The following is a 17084-nucleotide window of genomic DNA, read 5'->3' on the forward strand; positions in this document are numbered from 1 at the left end:
ATTAAATGATGAAAATAGAAATAAAAAACAACTTACTTTCAATATTACTTATTGCATTTGCAATTGGAGGGTTTTGCCTCTGGTTCTTTGGAGAAAATGAAATCAAGGACTTTGGATTAAATTTTTTTACAGAAATACTTGGTGTAGTAATAACAGTCTTAATCATTGATAAACTCGTAAAAGATAGAGAGAATAAGAGAATGGCTCCTTTAAAACTTGCCGAATACGAAGATGCTTTTGATTTATTCTCTGATTTTATTTCATTTTGGACAGATGCATATTCAGTTTCTGTAAATGAAGAGTTTCCTGTTACTTTCGATGACTTCTTATCAGAAAAAGGGTTTGGTAAAACTTTTGATAATCTAGATTTAAACTCTAAACCCAACGTAACCCCTGAGAGAACCTGGTGGAGTTGGATTTTACAAAATCATAAAAAATGGGAAGAAAAAAGTAATAAATATTTAGAAAGACACAGTGCATATTCGAATCCTGAACTATATAAATTAATTCATGGATTTGTTGAGGGGACATTTATGAAAGTACTTCCATTAATGAGTAGTATTAAACAGTCAGATCAACAACAAAACTTTCCAAGACTACAACTTCTTAATCAATATGCTATTGAACCAAGACCTGAAGATTATGAAATCTTAAAAAAAATGAATAATCAATTAGAGCTTATAGAAAAAGAATTGTCAAAGGATTTCTCAAATCTCAAAAAATTCACCTTTAGACCCATTGAATTAAGTAAAAGAAAAATATCTTGTTCATTGAGTCAAGCCTCTTTAATGGATTATATAGCTAAGAAGAAAGCTTATGATGAAAAATAAAGTCGTTAATAATCTATATAGTGCATTATGGGTTATCTCCTTTAGTAAACTAAATCCCCCCCACTTTTCCATCCCATCCGTATAATCGACCGCTTATAAAATAGCTGTATTCCACAACCAAATCTTCCATTAACTTGGTCAGCAGTTATGATAAAGTTGCAAAACATTCACAAGTCTTACCAAATGGGTAAGAACAGTATGCACGTCCTAAAAGGGATCGACATCGAAATTAAGGAAGGTGAAATGGTTTCCATTATGGGATCATCCGGTTCTGGTAAATCTACGTTGCTCAACATTTTGGGCATGCTCGACAATTACGACGAAGGTTCGTACACCCTAGACGGTACTTTAATCAAAGACTTAAGCGAAACCAAGGCCGCACAATACAGAAACCGATTCCTGGGGTTTGTCTTCCAGTCGTTCAACTTGATTTCATTCAAAAATGCCATGGAAAATGTTGCGCTTCCTCTCTATTACAAAAAGGTGAACCGAAAAGAACGGAATTTATTGGCGCTAGAATATTTAGACAAAGTAGGCTTAAAAGAATGGGCCGAACACATGCCCAACGAGCTCTCTGGAGGTCAAAAACAACGGGTAGCCATTGCTAGAGCGTTAATCTCCAACCCTAAAGTATTGCTCGCCGATGAGCCTACAGGAGCCTTGGATTCTACCACTTCCCACGAAGTGATGGATTTATTGCGACAAATCAACAAAGAAGGAATTACAGTAATTATAGTTACTCACGAAAATGACATTGCCGACAAAACAGACCGATTGATTCGACTGAAAGACGGACGCATCATTGATTAATCCAAGCCGCTAACCACCATGTTCGACAGAGACAAATGGCAAGAAATATTTCACACCATCAGCAAAAACAAGTTGCGTACGTTTTTGACTGGCTTTAGCGTAGCGTGGGGAATTTTCATGTTGATTATTCTGCTGGGAGCCGGTACTGGTTTGTCAAACGGCGTAAAAGTAGAATTTAGAGATGCCGCCACCAATAGCATTTGGGTGTTTGGCGGTCAAACGAGCGAGCCCTATAAAGGCATGAAACCTGGGCGTTTTATTCAGTTCGACAATGCTGATTTCAACACCATCAAGACCGACATACAAGGCGTGGAGAAAGCGAGTGGTCGTTTTTATGTGCCTGGTTCCAATGTGAGTTACAAAAAAGAAACTGGCGATTTTGGAATCAGAACCGTTCATCCCGATCATCAATACATCGAGAAAACAAGAACCATCGAAGGAAGGTTTATCAATAACATAGATATTGAGCAAAAGCGGAAAGTCGTTTCCATCGGCACGTTGGTTCAAAAGACGTTGTTCAAGGACGAAGACCCGATGGGAAAGTATTTAGAAGTGAGCGGCGTTCCCTTTAAAGTGATTGGCATCTTTGAAGACGAAGGTGGCGAAAACGAACAAGAAATGCTCTATTTGCCCATTTCCACGGCTCAAATGGTATTCAACGGTAGAAACCGAGTGCATCAAATGATGTTTACCGTAGGCGATGCCGGCATTGAAGAAAGCCATCAGATAGAAACAGCAGTTCGTCAAAAAATGGCCGAAGCCCATGTCTTTAATCCAGAGGATGAGCGTGCCATTCGTTTTTGGAACAATGTAGAAGAATTCCTAAAATTCAATAACCTGTTTGACAACATCGCCCTCTTTATTTGGGTGATCGGAACCATGACGATTATCGCAGGAATTGTAGGAATTAGTAACATTATGATGATTGTGGTGAAAGAACGCACCAAAGAAATTGGCATCCGTAAAGCTTTAGGTGCTACGCCCTACTCCATTATTAGTCTGATTATTATGGAATCCGTATTGATTACTTCCGTGGCTGGTTACATCGGTTTAGTGTTGGGCGTTGGCCTCATCGAATTGGTGGACAGTTTTATTCCGCCAGACACCCAGTTTTTCAATAATCCAGAGGTTAATTTTCAAGTCGCACTGACGGCAACCGTTATACTGGTTGTAGCCGGAACGTTAGCAGGATTGGTTCCTGCCACTCGCGCAGCAGCGATTAAACCCATTGAAGCACTAAGAGACGAATAATATGTTTGACAGCGATAAATGGCAAGAAATATATAGTTCTCTTCGAAAGAACACCGTTCGGACGATTCTAACCGCTTTTGGCGTGTCGTGGGGAATCTTTATGCTGGTGGTGATGTTGGGGGCCGGAAAAGGATTGGAAAATGGGATTACGAGTGGTTTTGGCGGCACGGTCACCAATAGCGTTTTCATTTGGACACAGAGCACTTCCATTCCCTATGCGGGTTTGCCCAAAGGCCGCCGATTCAATATGGACAATGAAGACATGGAAGCCATTCGCCGTGAAGTAAACGAAATAGAATACTTAGCGCCACGGAATCAATTACGGGGTTATCAAGGTGGAAACAATGTGAGTTTCCAAACCAAATCGGGCAACTTTAGCGTGATGGGTGATTATCCTCAGATTCAATTCATCTCTCCGATGGACATTCTAGAAGGCCGATTCATCAACCATTTGGACATTGAAGAAAAACGAAAAGTAGTGATCATCGGCACGAATGTGAAAGAAGTGCTGTTTGGCGATAAAAGTCCGATCAATGAAAATGTAAAGATCAATGGCGTTTATTTTAAAGTGGTTGGCGTTTGGAAAACCAAGAAATCGGGCAACCAAGCTGAAAAAGACACCAAAACGCTGTTTGTTCCCTTCTCTACTTTTCAGAAAGCATTCAATTATGGCAACATCGTAGGTTGGATGGCAGTGACCGCCAACCCGAATTCTTCAGGTGAAGCAGTTGAAGAGAAAATTGTGAACATTCTTAAAAAGCGCCACAAAGTTGCTCCACAAGACGATCGAGCTTTTGGATCGTTCAATGCAGAGAAAGAATTCAAACAAATGAGCGGTTTATTTAGCGCCATCTCTACCCTCATTTGGGTGGTGGGCATTGGAACGTTGATGGCTGGAGTGATTGGAGTGACCAACATTATGCTGATTGTGATTAAAGAACGAACCAAAGAAATAGGAATCCGACGCGCCATTGGTGCGACTCCTGCCTCCATTATTTCTCAAATTATGACGGAATCCATTGTATTAACCGGATTAGCAGGCTATTTTGGATTAGTTGGAGGAATTGGTGTGGTGGAATTAATTGCCGCCAACCTTGGCCCTGCTGACGGCGACAGCATGTTTACCAACCCAGAAATCGATTTACAAGTGGCCTTAACAGCATTGGTCATTTTGGTTATTTCGGGCGCTTTGGCAGGATTAATTCCCGCAAGGAAAGCAGTGAAAGTAAAACCCATAGAAGCACTTAGAACAGAATAAAAAAGAACACAAACAAGAAAGTAAACAATTGATTATGAAAAAGTTTTTTAAAATATTTATTGGAATCGTATTATTGGCCATCTTCGTTTGGACGATCTATTTCTTGTATTCTAAATCGGAGGAGGTGCCAACGGTTTACCAAACCACTGGTACGTTAACCACCGACATCATCAAAAAGACAGTGGCTACAGGATCAATTGTTCCCCGTAAAGAGATTGAAATCAAACCACAGGTGTCAGGAATCATTGATGTCATTTATGTGGAAGCTGGGCAGATGATTCAAAAAGGAGATAAAATTGCCTTGGTGAAGATTATTCCAAACATGGTGAGCCTAAACAATGCTGAAAATCGAGTGCGTCAAGCGAAGATTAGTTTGGACAATGCAAAGATGGACTTGGATCGAAATAAAGAGTTAAAAGACAAATCCGTGATTGCTGCTGCTGAATTTCAACCGTTTGAATTGTCTTACAAATCAGCAAAAGAAGAAATGAAGGCTGCACAAGACAATTTGGAATTGATTCAAAAAGGAGAAACTTCCAACAACAAAAGCACCACCAACCGATTGATTCGATCTACCATTTCAGGAATGGTGTTGGATGTGCCAATCAAAGAAGGAAACTCAGTGATAGAAGCCAATACCATGAACGACGGAACCACAGTGGCTTCTGTTGCCGACATGAGCGATTTGGTGTTTGAAGGAAAAGTAGATGAATCGGAAGTAGGTAAAATTAAAGAGGGAATGGCGTTGATTCTTAGAATTGGAGCCATTGAAAATGAAACCTTTGATGCAGTTTTGGAATACATTTCTCCAAAAGGAATCGAAGAAGATGGCGCCATTCAGTTTGAGATCAAAGCGGCAGTTAAATTAAAAGAAAATCAATTTGTGAGAGCTGGCTACAGCGCCAATGCAGACATTGTGTTGGAAAGAAGAGACAGCGTTTTGGCTTTGCCAGAATCCTTATTGCAATTTGATGGCGACTCTGCTTATGTAGAATTGATGGTTGGAGATCAGATTTTTGAAAAGCGATACGTGAAGACTGGTCTTTCTGATGGCATTAACATTGAATTGAAAGAAGGTGTGAATAAAGACGATCAATTCAAATTGTGGAATTTGTCTGCTCCGTTGAATAACTAAAAACAAAAGAAACCGCCGTAGGGACGTTGCATGCAACGTCCCTACGGCGGTTTAAAAAATAACATTAATACACGATCAAACGCCCTTCGGTCATTTCTTCCATGGCGTATTTTATTCCTTCTCTTCCTAATCCTGAATCTTTTACTCCACCGTACGGCATGTGATCGATTCTAAACCCTGGGATGTTATTCATAATCACTCCTCCTACTTCCAACTCTTCAGTGGCGTATTTGAAATTTTTCAACGAATTGGTGTACACCCCAACTTGCAATCCATATTTAGAGTCATTCGTCATTTTGATGGCTTCTTCGAAGCTGTTCGCCTTCTCCAATACCGCTACTGGCCCAAATACTTCCTCTGCGGCCACTTTCATATCCGAATTGCTATTGGTGATCAATGTTGGTTCGTAAAGGTTGTGCTCATCACTTAAAATGGCTCCACCCAATAATACTTTTCCGCCTTGTTGTTTGGCTTCTTGCACCCAATCATTGATTCTGTTTAAATGTCCTTTATCAATTACTGGCCCTACCATCACATTATCATCTTGCGCATCACCCACTTTTAGTTTCTGAATGGATGAAATCAACGCCGACTGAAAACGGTCGAATACTTTCGCATGCACAAAAATTCGTTGCGTAGAGATGCAAATCTGTCCGGCATATAAATAAGCTCCTTTGGCTACTAAGTCTGTTATTGATTCTACGTCAACATCCTCATCGACAACAACAGATGCATTTCCGCCCAATTCTAAGGTTACTTTTTTCTTGCCGCAAATGCTTTTCAAATACCAACCTACTTTATCACTTCCAGTAAACGATAATTTAGCAACACGCTCATCCTTTACCAATTTCTCTGCAACAGGAATGTCGCACACCAATACATTGATGACACCTGCAGGATACCCCACATCTTCCATCAAGGACGCAAAAGCCAAACACGACATTGGCGCTTGTGGCGCTGGTTTAATTACCGTTGTGCAGCCAGTTGCCAACGCAGGAGCTACTTTATGCATTACTAGATTTAACGGGAAGTTAAAAGGTGTAATACAAGCAATTACGCCAATAGGAAAACGCTTCGTGAAAGCCGTTTTCCCTTCACCTGCTCCCCAATCCATCGGCACCACTTCTCCACCAAAACGAGTGGCTTCTTCTATGGCCAAACGCAAAGTGGTTAAGCTTCGATCTACTTCATTGGTAGCGTATGAACGAGGCTTCCCGCCTTCATTGATGATAATATTAATGAATTCGTCTTTTCTTTCTTTTAGCTTGTCGTACAGCTTTTGCATCATCTCTGCGCGCTTTCCTGCCGACCATCTTTTAGTGATTTCAAAAGCTTCATTGGCCGCAACGATTGCTGCTTCCATCTGTTCTTCTGTCGCTTGTGGAATTTTTCCGATTTCGGTTCCTTGATATTTATCTAAAATAACCTGAAATTCTCCCGTTCCTTTTGACTCCCACTTCCCTGCGATATAGTTATTTGACTGATAATTTCTCATGTTGTTATATATTGAATTGTTCGGTATTAATTTGTCTGTTTGAAGTTTGCTAACTTCATTTGAACTCGCCCTTTTTGGCATTATTGATATTGATATAAATCCGTTCTTGTCTGAAATTATCGAAACTTTGTTTGGTGCTTCTGCCAGGCCAAAAATAGGTAGCTGACAACTCTTCTATATCATATTGAACACCATAAAGAGTAACAAAATTCTTCTGGATGTCTTTATTGTACAAAGGTGGATATAAAAATTTGTTCCGTATTTGATCTCGTGAAATATTCGGAATATTTACCATTTCATCCAAAAACTGTTTTCGCTCTCTGGTTAAAGTAAACTCCTCATATGCCAACCACTCCGTGGCTTGCTGGTGATTTGTCGCCACCATTTCATGATCGATAAATGGCGCCTTTCCCGGGAATAGATACACGGTTCGAAACGCTCCATTTTTATCCAAAATAGTGATGTTGTAACTCATGTGCGAAGGAATTCGCTGCAAGCAAGCTACCGCCTCTTCCGTATTCGAACACGTTTCGAGAACATAACGCATAATGAGTGGAATCCCAAAACCGTCGGCGCTGCTATTTTTCCCACCAAACGTCAAGGAGATGGAAAGTCCATCTGCGTTGATTCCATCTAGCAACCCCCAATTGCAATCAGAAGTTCCAATAACTGGCTTCAACCAATTCGTTTTAAAAACATTGCCTTCAAACCATTTGGGATTGTAATCGTAGTTTCGAATCAAAGAATAGGGCGGTTTATTCCACGCCACTTGCGTGCAACCGCTCATAAACACCGGCGGATTGTACATGCTCAAATAGCGAGCAGCCAAGTCTCCACCACCAGCCAATCGCACAACTTCTTCATAAATGGGCAACAGCTCTGGCATGTATTTTTCCAGTTGTTCGACGCACGTTAAATAGCCAGGACGCGCTAGCAATCCTTCCTGTACGTACCAATTCCTATAGTACGGCCACGACTTGTTGAAACACTTCTGCCACTTCTTTCCTACCTTATCTTCTTCAACACTCTTAAGCGAGACGAGCATATTTTACATCATTTTAAACCCACCTATTTCGGCTTCTTTCAATTGAATTTGAGCTTCACTTGGGTCAATTGTTTGATACTTGCCTTTAATGGCGTTAATCCATTTCTTAGCGCGATCTTTCAACTCAAAATTATCGGTCATTAAGCGGCCTCTAAGCACTAGAATTCCCATATCGGCACCTTCGTAGAGGTAATCGCCTTTTCGGGTAATTCTCAAGAAGAACGCTTCATTTTCATTTTCAATGGCTCTACGGTGAGTGTCCATTCTATCATAAACAAATTCTCCGTCCTGCTGTAAACTCCAAATTCCTGATTTAGGAGCTTCTGAAACTAATTTAATGTTGTCTTCCGTGTATTTTATCACCAATTGACACCAATTGTCAATGTTTTCTTTTCGAGCCCATCTATCGTTGACTGCCTTAACACTAAGTTTATACGGTTGATCCATCCATTCCAATAAATGGAACATAAACAATGGCATATCAGCCAATGCAAACACCGCATGGTTGGTAATTGAACTCGCACCTGTAATACGTGGATTTAATTCTCCTAAATATATCTGATTGTTATCTTGGTCGATTAAGTAATCCAATTCAAAATATCCTTTGTAACCTTCTTTTCGTAGCTGATCTCCAAATAGTCTGGTGTATTTTCTTGCTTTCGCACGAATGGTTTTCGTAAATGCATCGGCATAGATTTCATTTCCACACCAGCCGCCTTTGTAAGGAGTCAATTCTTTAAAGCCAACCAACTCTGTCATTAAAGGCGCTACAATCGTTCCATGGCGGGTCACACAAGCTTCGATTGCCGCACCTCTACAGTTGATGCGTTTCATCACTTTTACTTCGTCCTCTCCCTCTATTTCGTCTGCATGCTTGTTATAGCTCGCTTCATCATTGATAAAAAAGGTCGTATGTCCTGAATCTCCGTATGGCAACTGAATTACTAAATCCGTTCCCAACTCTTTGGCTTTCTTTCCCAATTCTTTATACGATGAAATCTTAGTCAACACATAAGGAACACAAGGCACACCTGCTTTTTCAGCAATTCGGTTCGTGTTCACCTTATTGTCCATAAAGCTTCTCATCTTGGCTGGAGGAAAACAAACCTCTAGGCCATTTTTCTTGGCCAATTCTTCAGTTCGTTCATCAAACATTAAGAAAAGTGCTTTTCCACCAGGCCCTCTTTTTTTAATGTAATCCACCACTTCTTTGTGCTCTAAAAGGTAGTTATTGATGTCTTCAATGCTAGTAAACTCTTCGTGTGGAAGCTCTTCTTTAGGAGCAAATACGTTTGGATGTCCACCATCAAAACACTCGATGTAACAGATAAATTTGAACTTTCGAACCCACTCATCAGCTCCCAATAAGTTAAAATTGGTCGCGCTTATAAAATAAACTGGTTTCTCATTTCTGTAAAAGAATCTTCTAATTTCAGGTATTCCTTTTAACACTTCCTTTTCTGATTTTTTCTTAGTTTTCGAGCTTGATTTTTTTGCAGACATACTTTATATTTTATTAGAAATTAATTATTTAGAGTGGCCATTCATGGAATAGACTCCCATCATGGCGGTAGCGGTTTTTTTACGATTTAGAGCTGCTTGAGTAAAGATTCGAATCCCTAACTCATCTCGATATCCATGGATTTCCTTCACATCCAAATTGATAAAGAACTCTAAAATTTCATTGCTCAATACTTGACCAGGCACTAAAATTGGAAAACCAGGAGGATAAGGAATCACAAAAGAAGCCGAAACGATCTCGCGACCATTGGCCATCGCCTCTTTGCACTCTCCTCTTCTGATGAACTCACATTTTGTTTCGTCATAAGACAAGAAATAGGCTTCTCGTATATTACCACCTGGCACACCTGGAACTGCTTGAAATGAACTGTGAAAATGACTGAAATCAGGCAATGGCGGTAAATCCTCCGTTAACGACTTAATGTTCCTTTCCACTATTTTTAATTGAGCATTACTCATTGCTTCCCGTTGCTCATCCAATTGATCAGTAATCTTTAGCAAAACACTAATCAGATAGGCGACTGAACTTCTCGTAGTCCCAATATTCGTCATGAAAAGCACAGAGTTTCTTGATGTTTTATTGATTTGAATTCCAAACTGATCCATTAAGAATTTATTCTTAAACGTATCTCCATCTACCCCAGTACGGCCAATAAACAAATTGATCTTTGTTGGATCCAACACAAACTCATCATTCGTCCATGCTTCCTCCATTCGAATCCATCCATTTTTGGGATTAAAATACTGAGAGATCCCTGACTTTCTATACTCTTTTGGAATATTGTTTTCAACAGTTAACACATCAAAGTATTTTTTCAAACGCGGATGGGTAGCAATCTTCGAACGCAATACCATCGCCATTTCGATGCTTTTCTCCACCATTTCATAACCTTCAAACATCACTTGTCTTCTTCCAGCATCCAATGAGGCCAATATTTGGTAGGATGGAGAAGTTGAAGTATGTGTTTTGTAGGCCTCGTGAAAGGAATCTTCTACTTTTCGCTTGAAAGACTCATCATAAATATGAATCATGGAACCTTGACGCAAAGCACTCAACGTTTTGTGAGTAGATTGTGTCGCGTACACCCTGATTTTTACTAAATCAGGATCAGGCATTGGTTCCGGGTTTTCTAATTTCTTATTGGCTTCAAACTTCTTTCTATAACTGTCGCTTTTGTACCTTTTTTGCAACATTCTAGCCGAGTACATGGCGGTACGCTGCTTGTAGATAGGCGTAAATCCAGCAAATGCAAACCACGCTTCATCCCACAAGAAAATCATATCTGGCTTTATGGCCAAGATTTCATGCATTACTTTTTGAACGTTGTACACAATTCCGTCAAAGGTACAATTGGTTAACAGCAACATTTTAACACTGTCTAATCTCCCTGCTTCTTTTAATTTAAGCAGCTTGTGCTTTATTTCCGCTAATGGAACTGCACCGTACATGCTGTATTTTTCGACAGGATAGGAATCCAAATACACAGGCAATGCTCCCGAAAGTACCAACCCATAATGGTGTGATTTATGGCAATCTCTGTCAATTAGCACTAAATCTTCAGGCTGAACCAATGCTTGAAGTACTATCTTATTTGCAGTTGAAGTACCGTTAGTTACAAAATACGAACTTAACGAACCGTATGCTTTTGAAGCAAGTTCTTGTGCTTTCTTCAAAGGACCCGTAGGTTGTAATAATGAATCCAATCCACCAGTAGTTGCGGAGGTTTCTGCTAAGAAAATATTCTTCCCATAGAAGTCGCCAAAATCTTGCAACCAAGAAGACCTAAAAATGGAGTTTCCCCTAGAAATAGGCATGGCGTGAAACACTCCTGTTGGTTTTTTACTGTAATCAACTAATGCCGAAAAGAATGGCGTTTCGTATCGTTCCTTAATGCTGTGCAATACACTTAAATGTATTTCTTGCAGGTCTTCCGTTCTATAGAACACCCTTTTAAAGCAATCCAAGGTACTGTCGCTCAATTGAGAAACGGCAATATCTGAGATGTAAAATAAATCTAATTCAGGACGCAGCAACTTGATGATCTTGCCTAAGTTCAATCCTAAATCTAAGTTTTTGCTTTCGTCGATTTCTATGCTGTCCAATCCTGTGATAAAAGGATGGATGGACTTTAAATCTTCCGACGACTTTTTTGCAATTCCCGAGCGGACGATCGCAGTTTGTATATTGGGATTAAACAGTAACGCAATCAATGCATCTTCCACATTCGATAAGAAGATCACATCGTAGGTAAACTGTTCACTCTTGCTTCTAAGTTGTTCAAATTTATTTCGAAGGTTCGTTTTCTCGTCTTCAGAGATCTCATCGACGACGATGACTTCAAAGTAATTCTGCCTTTTAGGCTGATTCACTTTATCATCCCCCAACATTTTCTTGCGCTTTTCCTCGGTTTCTGTGGCGCTTCTATTGGAACGATAACTTTCGCTTATCAATGAACGCACTACTTCAGAAATAGAGTGCGTAAAGGCAGCGTATTGGCCTCTATCATACATCGACTTTAAGGAATCGATGTATTTGACACCAGGATAAGCAAAATAGCGCTCTATAACTTTAAGGGACTCAAAAGAATGATTGATTCGCTCAATAAAGGTTTCTGAAGTAAATTGCTCGAAATCATTTTTAGCAAAATGAGTGGCTACTAATTTCAGGTTGTTCCATGAATCACTTCTGTATTGGGCAATGTTAAAATAATCTTTCGCTTTAAATTTTTTGGTGTAAGCAATTTCGTTTGGCATTAATTAATTTTTTGAGTGAAGAGCCATTTTATTTCCTTCGCTATCTATAAACAGTGCAAAGTAACCTGCATCGTCGTTAATTTTTTGTTTCGACATGAGTACACGCCCGCCAGCAGGTTCAATTCTATTCAAAATCAAATCTAGATTATCTCCTCCATTCAAATAAATCAATAATCCTTTATCACTGGGACTCGAACCCTCGCCTGAAATGATGGCTCCACCAGTTTCATTTTCTCCCGGAAAAAAGGCCATAGAATACCCATTCATGGTATTCGTCTCCATTTTCATTTGATAAATTGAATTGTAAAAATTTACTGCACGTTCAAAATTCAGGGCGGGAATTTCAAACCAACTGACAAAACTTCCTTTAATATTTATTTCTTCTACTTTCGGTCGCCTTGTTGATGTCTTCATGTTTTTTTTCTGCTTAAGTTACAGAATTTTATTAATTGGAATATCATTATTTCCATCATTTGAAAACTCAGGTGGGTGCTGACTGCTAAGAGTCGACTCTATTTGCTTCATTCTAATAGGCTTAGATAATGAGCCCAATTTATCTAATTCTGGATATTTTTTTCCAGGTTCATAGATATCAAACATCACTTTGCGGTCTCTGAAGCTTTTTAACGGCTGTCCTAGTCGCAATAAACCTTCTTCACGACTCTTTTTTACTCGCTCTAAATCAATTTCAATTGGAATTAATTCAGGTCCTGTACTCGCTTGATACAACACACGACCATCAGGGCCACATACAATAGAACGACCAGTACCACCTTCTCCTAATCCATTAATGTCAAACACATAACATTGGTTGGTTGCCGCAGTAGATTGAGCCAATGCCAATTCAATATCACGATCAATGGTTCCTGTTAACGTGGGGTGAATAATTACCTCTACCCCATTTACAGCCATTGTTCGAGAGGTTTCAGGAAACCACATGTCGTAGCAGATTGAAATACCAAACTTTCCAACTTGCGGCACATCCCACATCAAAAATTGATCGCCACCAGTCACCCCAACTTCATAAGGATAGAAAGGAAACATCTTATCATAACGACCAACAATCTCACCTTGAGGATTGATGACACAAGCAGTATTGAATATTTTATCGTCTCGCTTATAAAACATACTTCCAGGAATCAACCAAATACCATATTTCTTGGCAATTTCTTGAAATTCCTTTTCGTCATTATTGTGACTTTCTTGTGCAAAATAGGTCAAAGGACCATAAGCACAAAGCTCACTCAACACCACCATTTGAACCCAAGGATAAACAGAGCACATCACGTCAATCTTGTGTTTCATTAACGGGATATTTCTCTGATTCGCTGATACGTGCATCTGGATGCCTCCAATTGAAAATGGTTTCATATGGTAAGTTGTTATAATCTATTTGTAAAAATTAATACTGCAATTATGCAGTCAGTTTAGCCAATTCCTCAGCTATAATATCTAAGCCTTTATTCAGTAACTCTTCAGAAATTACTAGAGGACACAAGGTTCTTAACACACTTTTGTGCACTCCCGCAGAAATTACGATTAATCCTCTATCTGCGCAAGCATTGACCAATTTAGAGCACAATTCATAATCTGGCTGGCTGGGATCATTGTCTTTCACAAACTCCATCGCAATCATGGCTCCAAGTCCTCTAACTTCACCTATCTGAGGGTGTTTTGACTTCAATACCTCAAATCGGTTGCGAATGATGTCTCCTACTTTTTGAGCTTTTTCATTGAGGTTGATGTCTTCCATGTATTTAATGGTCGCTAATGAAGCGGCACAAGCAATAGGATTTCCGATGTACGTTCCACCAATGGTTCCGGGCGCTGCTGCATCCATTACTTCTTGTTTCCCGATTACAGCTCCAATTGGCATTCCTGAACCCATTGATTTCGCCCAAGTAGAAATGTCTGGTTGAACATCATAATGATTCATGGCTCCCCAAGCGGCTGTGCGTCCAAAACCGGTTTGCACTTCATCAAAGATCAGCATGATGCCATATTTATCACAGATCTCTCTCAATCCTTTAACATATGCTTTCGGAGCCACAGTAAAACCACCTTCTCCTTGAACGAGCTCCAATATAATGGCCGCCACATCTTCGTGTTGAACGTTTGTTATGAAAAATTTCTCTAATCGTCTTAATTCTTGAGCAACAAACTCTTCTTCTGTTTTTCCTTCTCCCTTTTTGTAGAAATTAGGATAATCTATTCGATACACCTCTGGCGCAAATGGGCCACAACCGATACTGTATGCTGTTTTGGAAGTCAATGTCATGGCCATCATCGTACGACCATGGAAAGCCCCAGAATAGCAAATTACAGCGCTTCTGCCAGTAGCTTGTTTTGCAATTTTAATCGCATTTTCTACCGCTTCAGCTCCGGTGCTCACCAACATGGTTTTTGCTTTACCACCGTGAGGAAATAAGGTATTTAGTTTTTCACACAAGGCAATGTATGGCTCATAGGTCACCACATTAAAACTCGTATGAATAAATTTTTGCGCTTGATTGATAATAGCGTCAACGACAGGCTGTGGACAATGACCTGCATTTGCCACTCCAATTCCTCCTGTAAAATCAATTAGTTCGTTTCCATCTACATCTATTATGGTGGCATCTTTTGCCGATTGAACTGTAGCGGTATTAAATACACCAACACCATTTGCAACGGCATTTTTTCTACGGGCTAGAAGTGCTTCGCTTTTTGACTTATTCATTTTATTATCAATTGATTATTAAATATTTTTAGATTGTTTTTTTCTTGAAAAAAGTGCTACAAAGGTAGGTCAAAAAAATCGTCTGTTTTGCAATATTTCTAACTAACATTTAACAAATTAGCCTTTGATTTTTAATTTCTTCAAATAAGCCTACTTTTGCGGCATCCAAAGCGAAATTTATGAGTTTAGAAAAAGAATTGCAAGCAAGAAGCGAATCAAAATGTGAATTATGTGGATCAACAGAATCCTTGGGAATCTATATCGTTCCTCCCACTCCTAGCGGAACAGTTGATGGATCAGTATATGCTTGTGAAACGTGTAAAACGCAGTTGGAAAATTCGGAGTTGATTGATCCCAATCATTGGAGATGCTTAAACGACAGCATGTGGAATCCAAACCCACCAGTGCAAGTTGTAGCTTGGAGAATGTTGCACAAATTGAAAGCTGAAGGCTGGCCAGTAGATTTGATCGACATGATGTACATGGAAGATGAAACCAAAGAATGGGCAAAAGCCACTAACGACCATGTAGCAGAAGAAGATCGAATCATTCACAAAGACAGCAATGGCGCATTATTAGCTGCTGGAGATGCTGTGGTTTTAATCAAAGATTTAAATGTAAAAGGCGCCAATTTTACCGCAAAACGTGGAACGGCTGTTCGAGGCATTTCATTGGTTCACGACAATGCTTCACAAATAGAAGGAAAAGTAAACGGACAGCAGATTGTAATCTTGACCGAGTTTGTAAAAAAGTCATAATTAAGTTGCTATAACAATAAAGTGATAAGCGAATCGTTTTTAGACTGAATTTTAAACCAAAAAACGATGACTTTATTAAACAAATGGCTGTCTCTATTTTTTCTAACCATAGTTCTTTATGCTTGTAAAAAAGAAGATGATGATATAATCATTCCTCCTCCTGTTACTAATGCTACTTCAGCTAGTGAATATGCAAAGCTTGATGTTGGAAATTACTGGATTTATGAGCGATACAACATAGACACTAATGGCAATGAAACCGCTTTGGGTGTTTATGATAGCAGTTACGTAGAAAGAGATACTTTGATAAACGGAAATAAATATGCGGTTCTCATACTTCCATCTCATATTCCAAATACACAAACTCATTTTATATTAAGAGATTCTTTAGATTATATAATAGACTCTGATGGTAGAATCTATTTTTCATTAACCGACTTCAGTTCAATTTTATTTAACCATTATAATTTGATAACGACTAATGATACTGTTTATCATATCTACAGACAAATGAGAAATAAAGACAGTCTTGTATCAGTGCCTGCGGGATCGTTTAAAACCTATAATGCTTTGGAGAAAGTTGACTTTAAGGGAGCGTATGCTCATTTCAGAGATAGAAACAGAAATAAACTATACGCCAAAAACATAGGGATCATTTACAATACTCAGATACAGTATGCCTCTAACCCTACTTCCCCTGTCCAAAAGCTAGTCCGATATTACGTGAAATAATAACTAGAGCGAATGAATTCAATTTCATTCGCTTTTTTTTTGAACTACCTATTCCTATCCATCAACTTCAGAAATCCTTCAGAATTAAGGAATACTTTTGTAAAATGAAGTTACTGATTATCGAAGATGAAATTGAACTGTGCCAGACGATGGCTAATTTTCTAAAAAAGGAAATCGATGTGGTAATAACAGCTTTCAATAAAAAGGAAGCCAACGAAAAGTTACGCTACAATCAATTTGACATCATTATCTTGGATATTGGTTTACCAGATGGCAATGGATTGGACATTCTGTCTGAGATCAAAAAACACCAAGAGAAACCTTGCATTATTATTGTTTCAGCGAAAAACTCATTAGACGATAAAGTAAAAGGGCTTGACTTGGGTGCTGACGATTACATCACCAAACCTTTCCATCTAGCTGAATTAAATTCTAGAGTTAAAGCACTGGCAAGAAGAAAACTATTCCAATCGGAGGAGGTTTTAACCTTTAATGAAATCTCCATTAATCTTTCAGAGAATCAAGCCTACATCAATGCCCAATTGTTGGAATTAACCAAAAAAGAGTTTGCTCTCCTACTCTATTTTATTACCAATAAAAACAGGGTATTAACCAAGGAGTCCATCGCAGAACATTTGTGGGGAGATAATATTGATTTCGTTGACAATTATGATTTCATTTATACCCACATCAAGAATTTAAGAAAGAAAATAGATCAACTCGAAGGAACCGATTATTTGAAGACGATTCACGGGATAGGTTATAAATATTGCTAA

General features: G+C 39.1%; 15 protein-coding genes. 8 read left to right on the plus strand and 7 right to left on the minus strand.

Going from position 1 to position 17084, the window contains the following annotated elements; all coding sequences use genetic code 11:
* Positions 1-5 precede the first annotated feature (5 nt).
* The 5 genes from ACTB0X_RS03025 to ACTB0X_RS03045 all read left to right on the plus strand — a co-directional run bounded on the left by ACTB0X_RS03025 (position 6) and on the right by ACTB0X_RS03045 (position 5284).
* Positions 6-830, plus strand: a complete 825-nt coding sequence (locus tag ACTB0X_RS03025) for a hypothetical protein (RefSeq protein ID WP_463023507.1) — start codon at positions 6-8, stop codon at positions 828-830.
* A 147-nt stretch (positions 831-977) separates the two neighbouring features.
* Positions 978-1640 (plus strand): ABC transporter ATP-binding protein, encoded by a 663-nt coding sequence (locus ACTB0X_RS03030; protein ID WP_463023508.1) that lies wholly within the window; start codon positions 978-980, stop codon positions 1638-1640.
* A gap of 18 nt (positions 1641-1658) precedes the next feature.
* Positions 1659-2891: an ABC transporter permease gene (locus tag ACTB0X_RS03035; protein ID WP_463023509.1), complete on the plus strand. Its 1233-nt coding sequence runs from the start codon at positions 1659-1661 to the stop codon at positions 2889-2891.
* 1 nt (position 2892) lies between these two features.
* The gene (locus ACTB0X_RS03040; RefSeq protein ID WP_463023510.1) at positions 2893-4149 is read left to right on the plus strand and encodes an ABC transporter permease; all 1257 of its coding nucleotides are present in this window, start codon (positions 2893-2895) and stop codon (positions 4147-4149) included.
* Positions 4150-4183: 34 nt separating this feature from the next.
* Positions 4184-5284, plus strand: coding sequence for an efflux RND transporter periplasmic adaptor subunit (locus ACTB0X_RS03045; RefSeq protein WP_463023511.1), 1101 nt, complete (start codon positions 4184-4186; stop codon positions 5282-5284).
* 64 nt (positions 5285-5348) lie between these two features.
* Here the strand turns inward: ACTB0X_RS03045 and ACTB0X_RS03050 are convergent, their stop codons facing one another.
* Genes ACTB0X_RS03050 through ACTB0X_RS03080 form a run of 7 tightly spaced genes read right to left on the minus strand, consistent with a single transcriptional unit; the run spans position 5349 to position 14818 of the window.
* Positions 5349-6779: an aldehyde dehydrogenase family protein gene (locus tag ACTB0X_RS03050; RefSeq protein ID WP_463023512.1), complete on the minus strand. Its 1431-nt coding sequence runs from the start codon at positions 6777-6779 to the stop codon at positions 5349-5351.
* A gap of 55 nt (positions 6780-6834) precedes the next feature.
* Complete coding sequence (locus tag ACTB0X_RS03055; RefSeq protein ID WP_463023513.1) at positions 6835-7824, minus strand: C45 family autoproteolytic acyltransferase/hydolase; 990 nt, start codon at positions 7822-7824, stop codon at positions 6835-6837.
* A gap of 3 nt (positions 7825-7827) precedes the next feature.
* Entirely contained in the window at positions 7828-9327 is a 1500-nt protein-coding gene (locus ACTB0X_RS03060; protein ID WP_463023514.1) for a biotin carboxylase, read from the minus strand.
* A gap of 24 nt (positions 9328-9351) precedes the next feature.
* Positions 9352-12099 (minus strand): aminotransferase class I/II-fold pyridoxal phosphate-dependent enzyme, encoded by a 2748-nt coding sequence (locus tag ACTB0X_RS03065; protein WP_463023515.1) that lies wholly within the window; start codon positions 12097-12099, stop codon positions 9352-9354.
* Positions 12100-12102: 3 nt separating this feature from the next.
* Entirely contained in the window at positions 12103-12513 is a 411-nt protein-coding gene (locus ACTB0X_RS03070; protein WP_463023516.1) for a VOC family protein, read from the minus strand.
* An 18-nt stretch (positions 12514-12531) separates the two neighbouring features.
* Entirely contained in the window at positions 12532-13470 is a 939-nt protein-coding gene (locus tag ACTB0X_RS03075) for a carbon-nitrogen hydrolase family protein (protein WP_463023517.1), read from the minus strand.
* 43 nt (positions 13471-13513) lie between these two features.
* On the minus strand, positions 13514-14818 hold the full coding sequence (locus tag ACTB0X_RS03080; RefSeq protein WP_463023518.1) for an aspartate aminotransferase family protein: 1305 nt from the start codon (positions 14816-14818) through the stop codon (positions 13514-13516).
* A gap of 179 nt (positions 14819-14997) precedes the next feature.
* Here ACTB0X_RS03080 and ACTB0X_RS03085 point away from each other — a divergent pair, with 179 nt between their 5' ends.
* The 3 genes from ACTB0X_RS03085 to ACTB0X_RS03095 all read left to right on the plus strand — a co-directional run bounded on the left by ACTB0X_RS03085 (position 14998) and on the right by ACTB0X_RS03095 (position 17084).
* Positions 14998-15576: a PhnA domain-containing protein gene (locus tag ACTB0X_RS03085; protein WP_463023519.1), complete on the plus strand. Its 579-nt coding sequence runs from the start codon at positions 14998-15000 to the stop codon at positions 15574-15576.
* Positions 15577-15642: 66 nt separating this feature from the next.
* The gene (locus ACTB0X_RS03090; RefSeq protein ID WP_463023520.1) at positions 15643-16308 is read left to right on the plus strand and encodes a hypothetical protein; all 666 of its coding nucleotides are present in this window, start codon (positions 15643-15645) and stop codon (positions 16306-16308) included.
* Positions 16309-16412: 104 nt separating this feature from the next.
* Positions 16413-17084, plus strand: coding sequence for a response regulator transcription factor (locus ACTB0X_RS03095; protein ID WP_463023521.1), 672 nt, complete (start codon positions 16413-16415; stop codon positions 17082-17084).

This window comes from Acidiluteibacter sp., assembly GCF_055129545.1.

What these genes read in the sequence shown, in the direction of transcription:
- ACTB0X_RS03080 (WP_463023518.1), bottom strand. Translation starts at nt 14,818, where the DNA reads ATGAATAAGTCAAAAAGCGAAGCACTTCTAGCCCGTAGAAAAAATGCC.
- ACTB0X_RS03060 (WP_463023514.1), bottom strand. Translation starts at nt 9,327, where the DNA reads ATGTCTGCAAAAAAATCAAGCTCGAAAACTAAGAAAAAATCAGAAAAG.
- ACTB0X_RS03035 (WP_463023509.1), top strand. Translation starts at nt 1,659, where the DNA reads ATGTTCGACAGAGACAAATGGCAAGAAATATTTCACACCATCAGCAAA.
- ACTB0X_RS03050 (WP_463023512.1), bottom strand. Translation starts at nt 6,779, where the DNA reads ATGAGAAATTATCAGTCAAATAACTATATCGCAGGGAAGTGGGAGTCA.
- ACTB0X_RS03055 (WP_463023513.1), bottom strand. Translation starts at nt 7,824, where the DNA reads ATGCTCGTCTCGCTTAAGAGTGTTGAAGAAGATAAGGTAGGAAAGAAG.
- ACTB0X_RS03030 (WP_463023508.1), top strand. Translation starts at nt 978, where the DNA reads ATGATAAAGTTGCAAAACATTCACAAGTCTTACCAAATGGGTAAGAAC.
- ACTB0X_RS03075 (WP_463023517.1), bottom strand. Translation starts at nt 13,470, where the DNA reads ATGAAACCATTTTCAATTGGAGGCATCCAGATGCACGTATCAGCGAAT.
- ACTB0X_RS03040 (WP_463023510.1), top strand. Translation starts at nt 2,893, where the DNA reads ATGTTTGACAGCGATAAATGGCAAGAAATATATAGTTCTCTTCGAAAG.
- ACTB0X_RS03095 (WP_463023521.1), top strand. Translation starts at nt 16,413, where the DNA reads ATGAAGTTACTGATTATCGAAGATGAAATTGAACTGTGCCAGACGATG.
- ACTB0X_RS03070 (WP_463023516.1), bottom strand. Translation starts at nt 12,513, where the DNA reads ATGAAGACATCAACAAGGCGACCGAAAGTAGAAGAAATAAATATTAAA.
- ACTB0X_RS03045 (WP_463023511.1), top strand. Translation starts at nt 4,184, where the DNA reads ATGAAAAAGTTTTTTAAAATATTTATTGGAATCGTATTATTGGCCATC.
- ACTB0X_RS03090 (WP_463023520.1), top strand. Translation starts at nt 15,643, where the DNA reads ATGACTTTATTAAACAAATGGCTGTCTCTATTTTTTCTAACCATAGTT.
- ACTB0X_RS03025 (WP_463023507.1), top strand. Translation starts at nt 6, where the DNA reads ATGATGAAAATAGAAATAAAAAACAACTTACTTTCAATATTACTTATT.
- ACTB0X_RS03065 (WP_463023515.1), bottom strand. Translation starts at nt 12,099, where the DNA reads ATGCCAAACGAAATTGCTTACACCAAAAAATTTAAAGCGAAAGATTAT.
- ACTB0X_RS03085 (WP_463023519.1), top strand. Translation starts at nt 14,998, where the DNA reads ATGAGTTTAGAAAAAGAATTGCAAGCAAGAAGCGAATCAAAATGTGAA.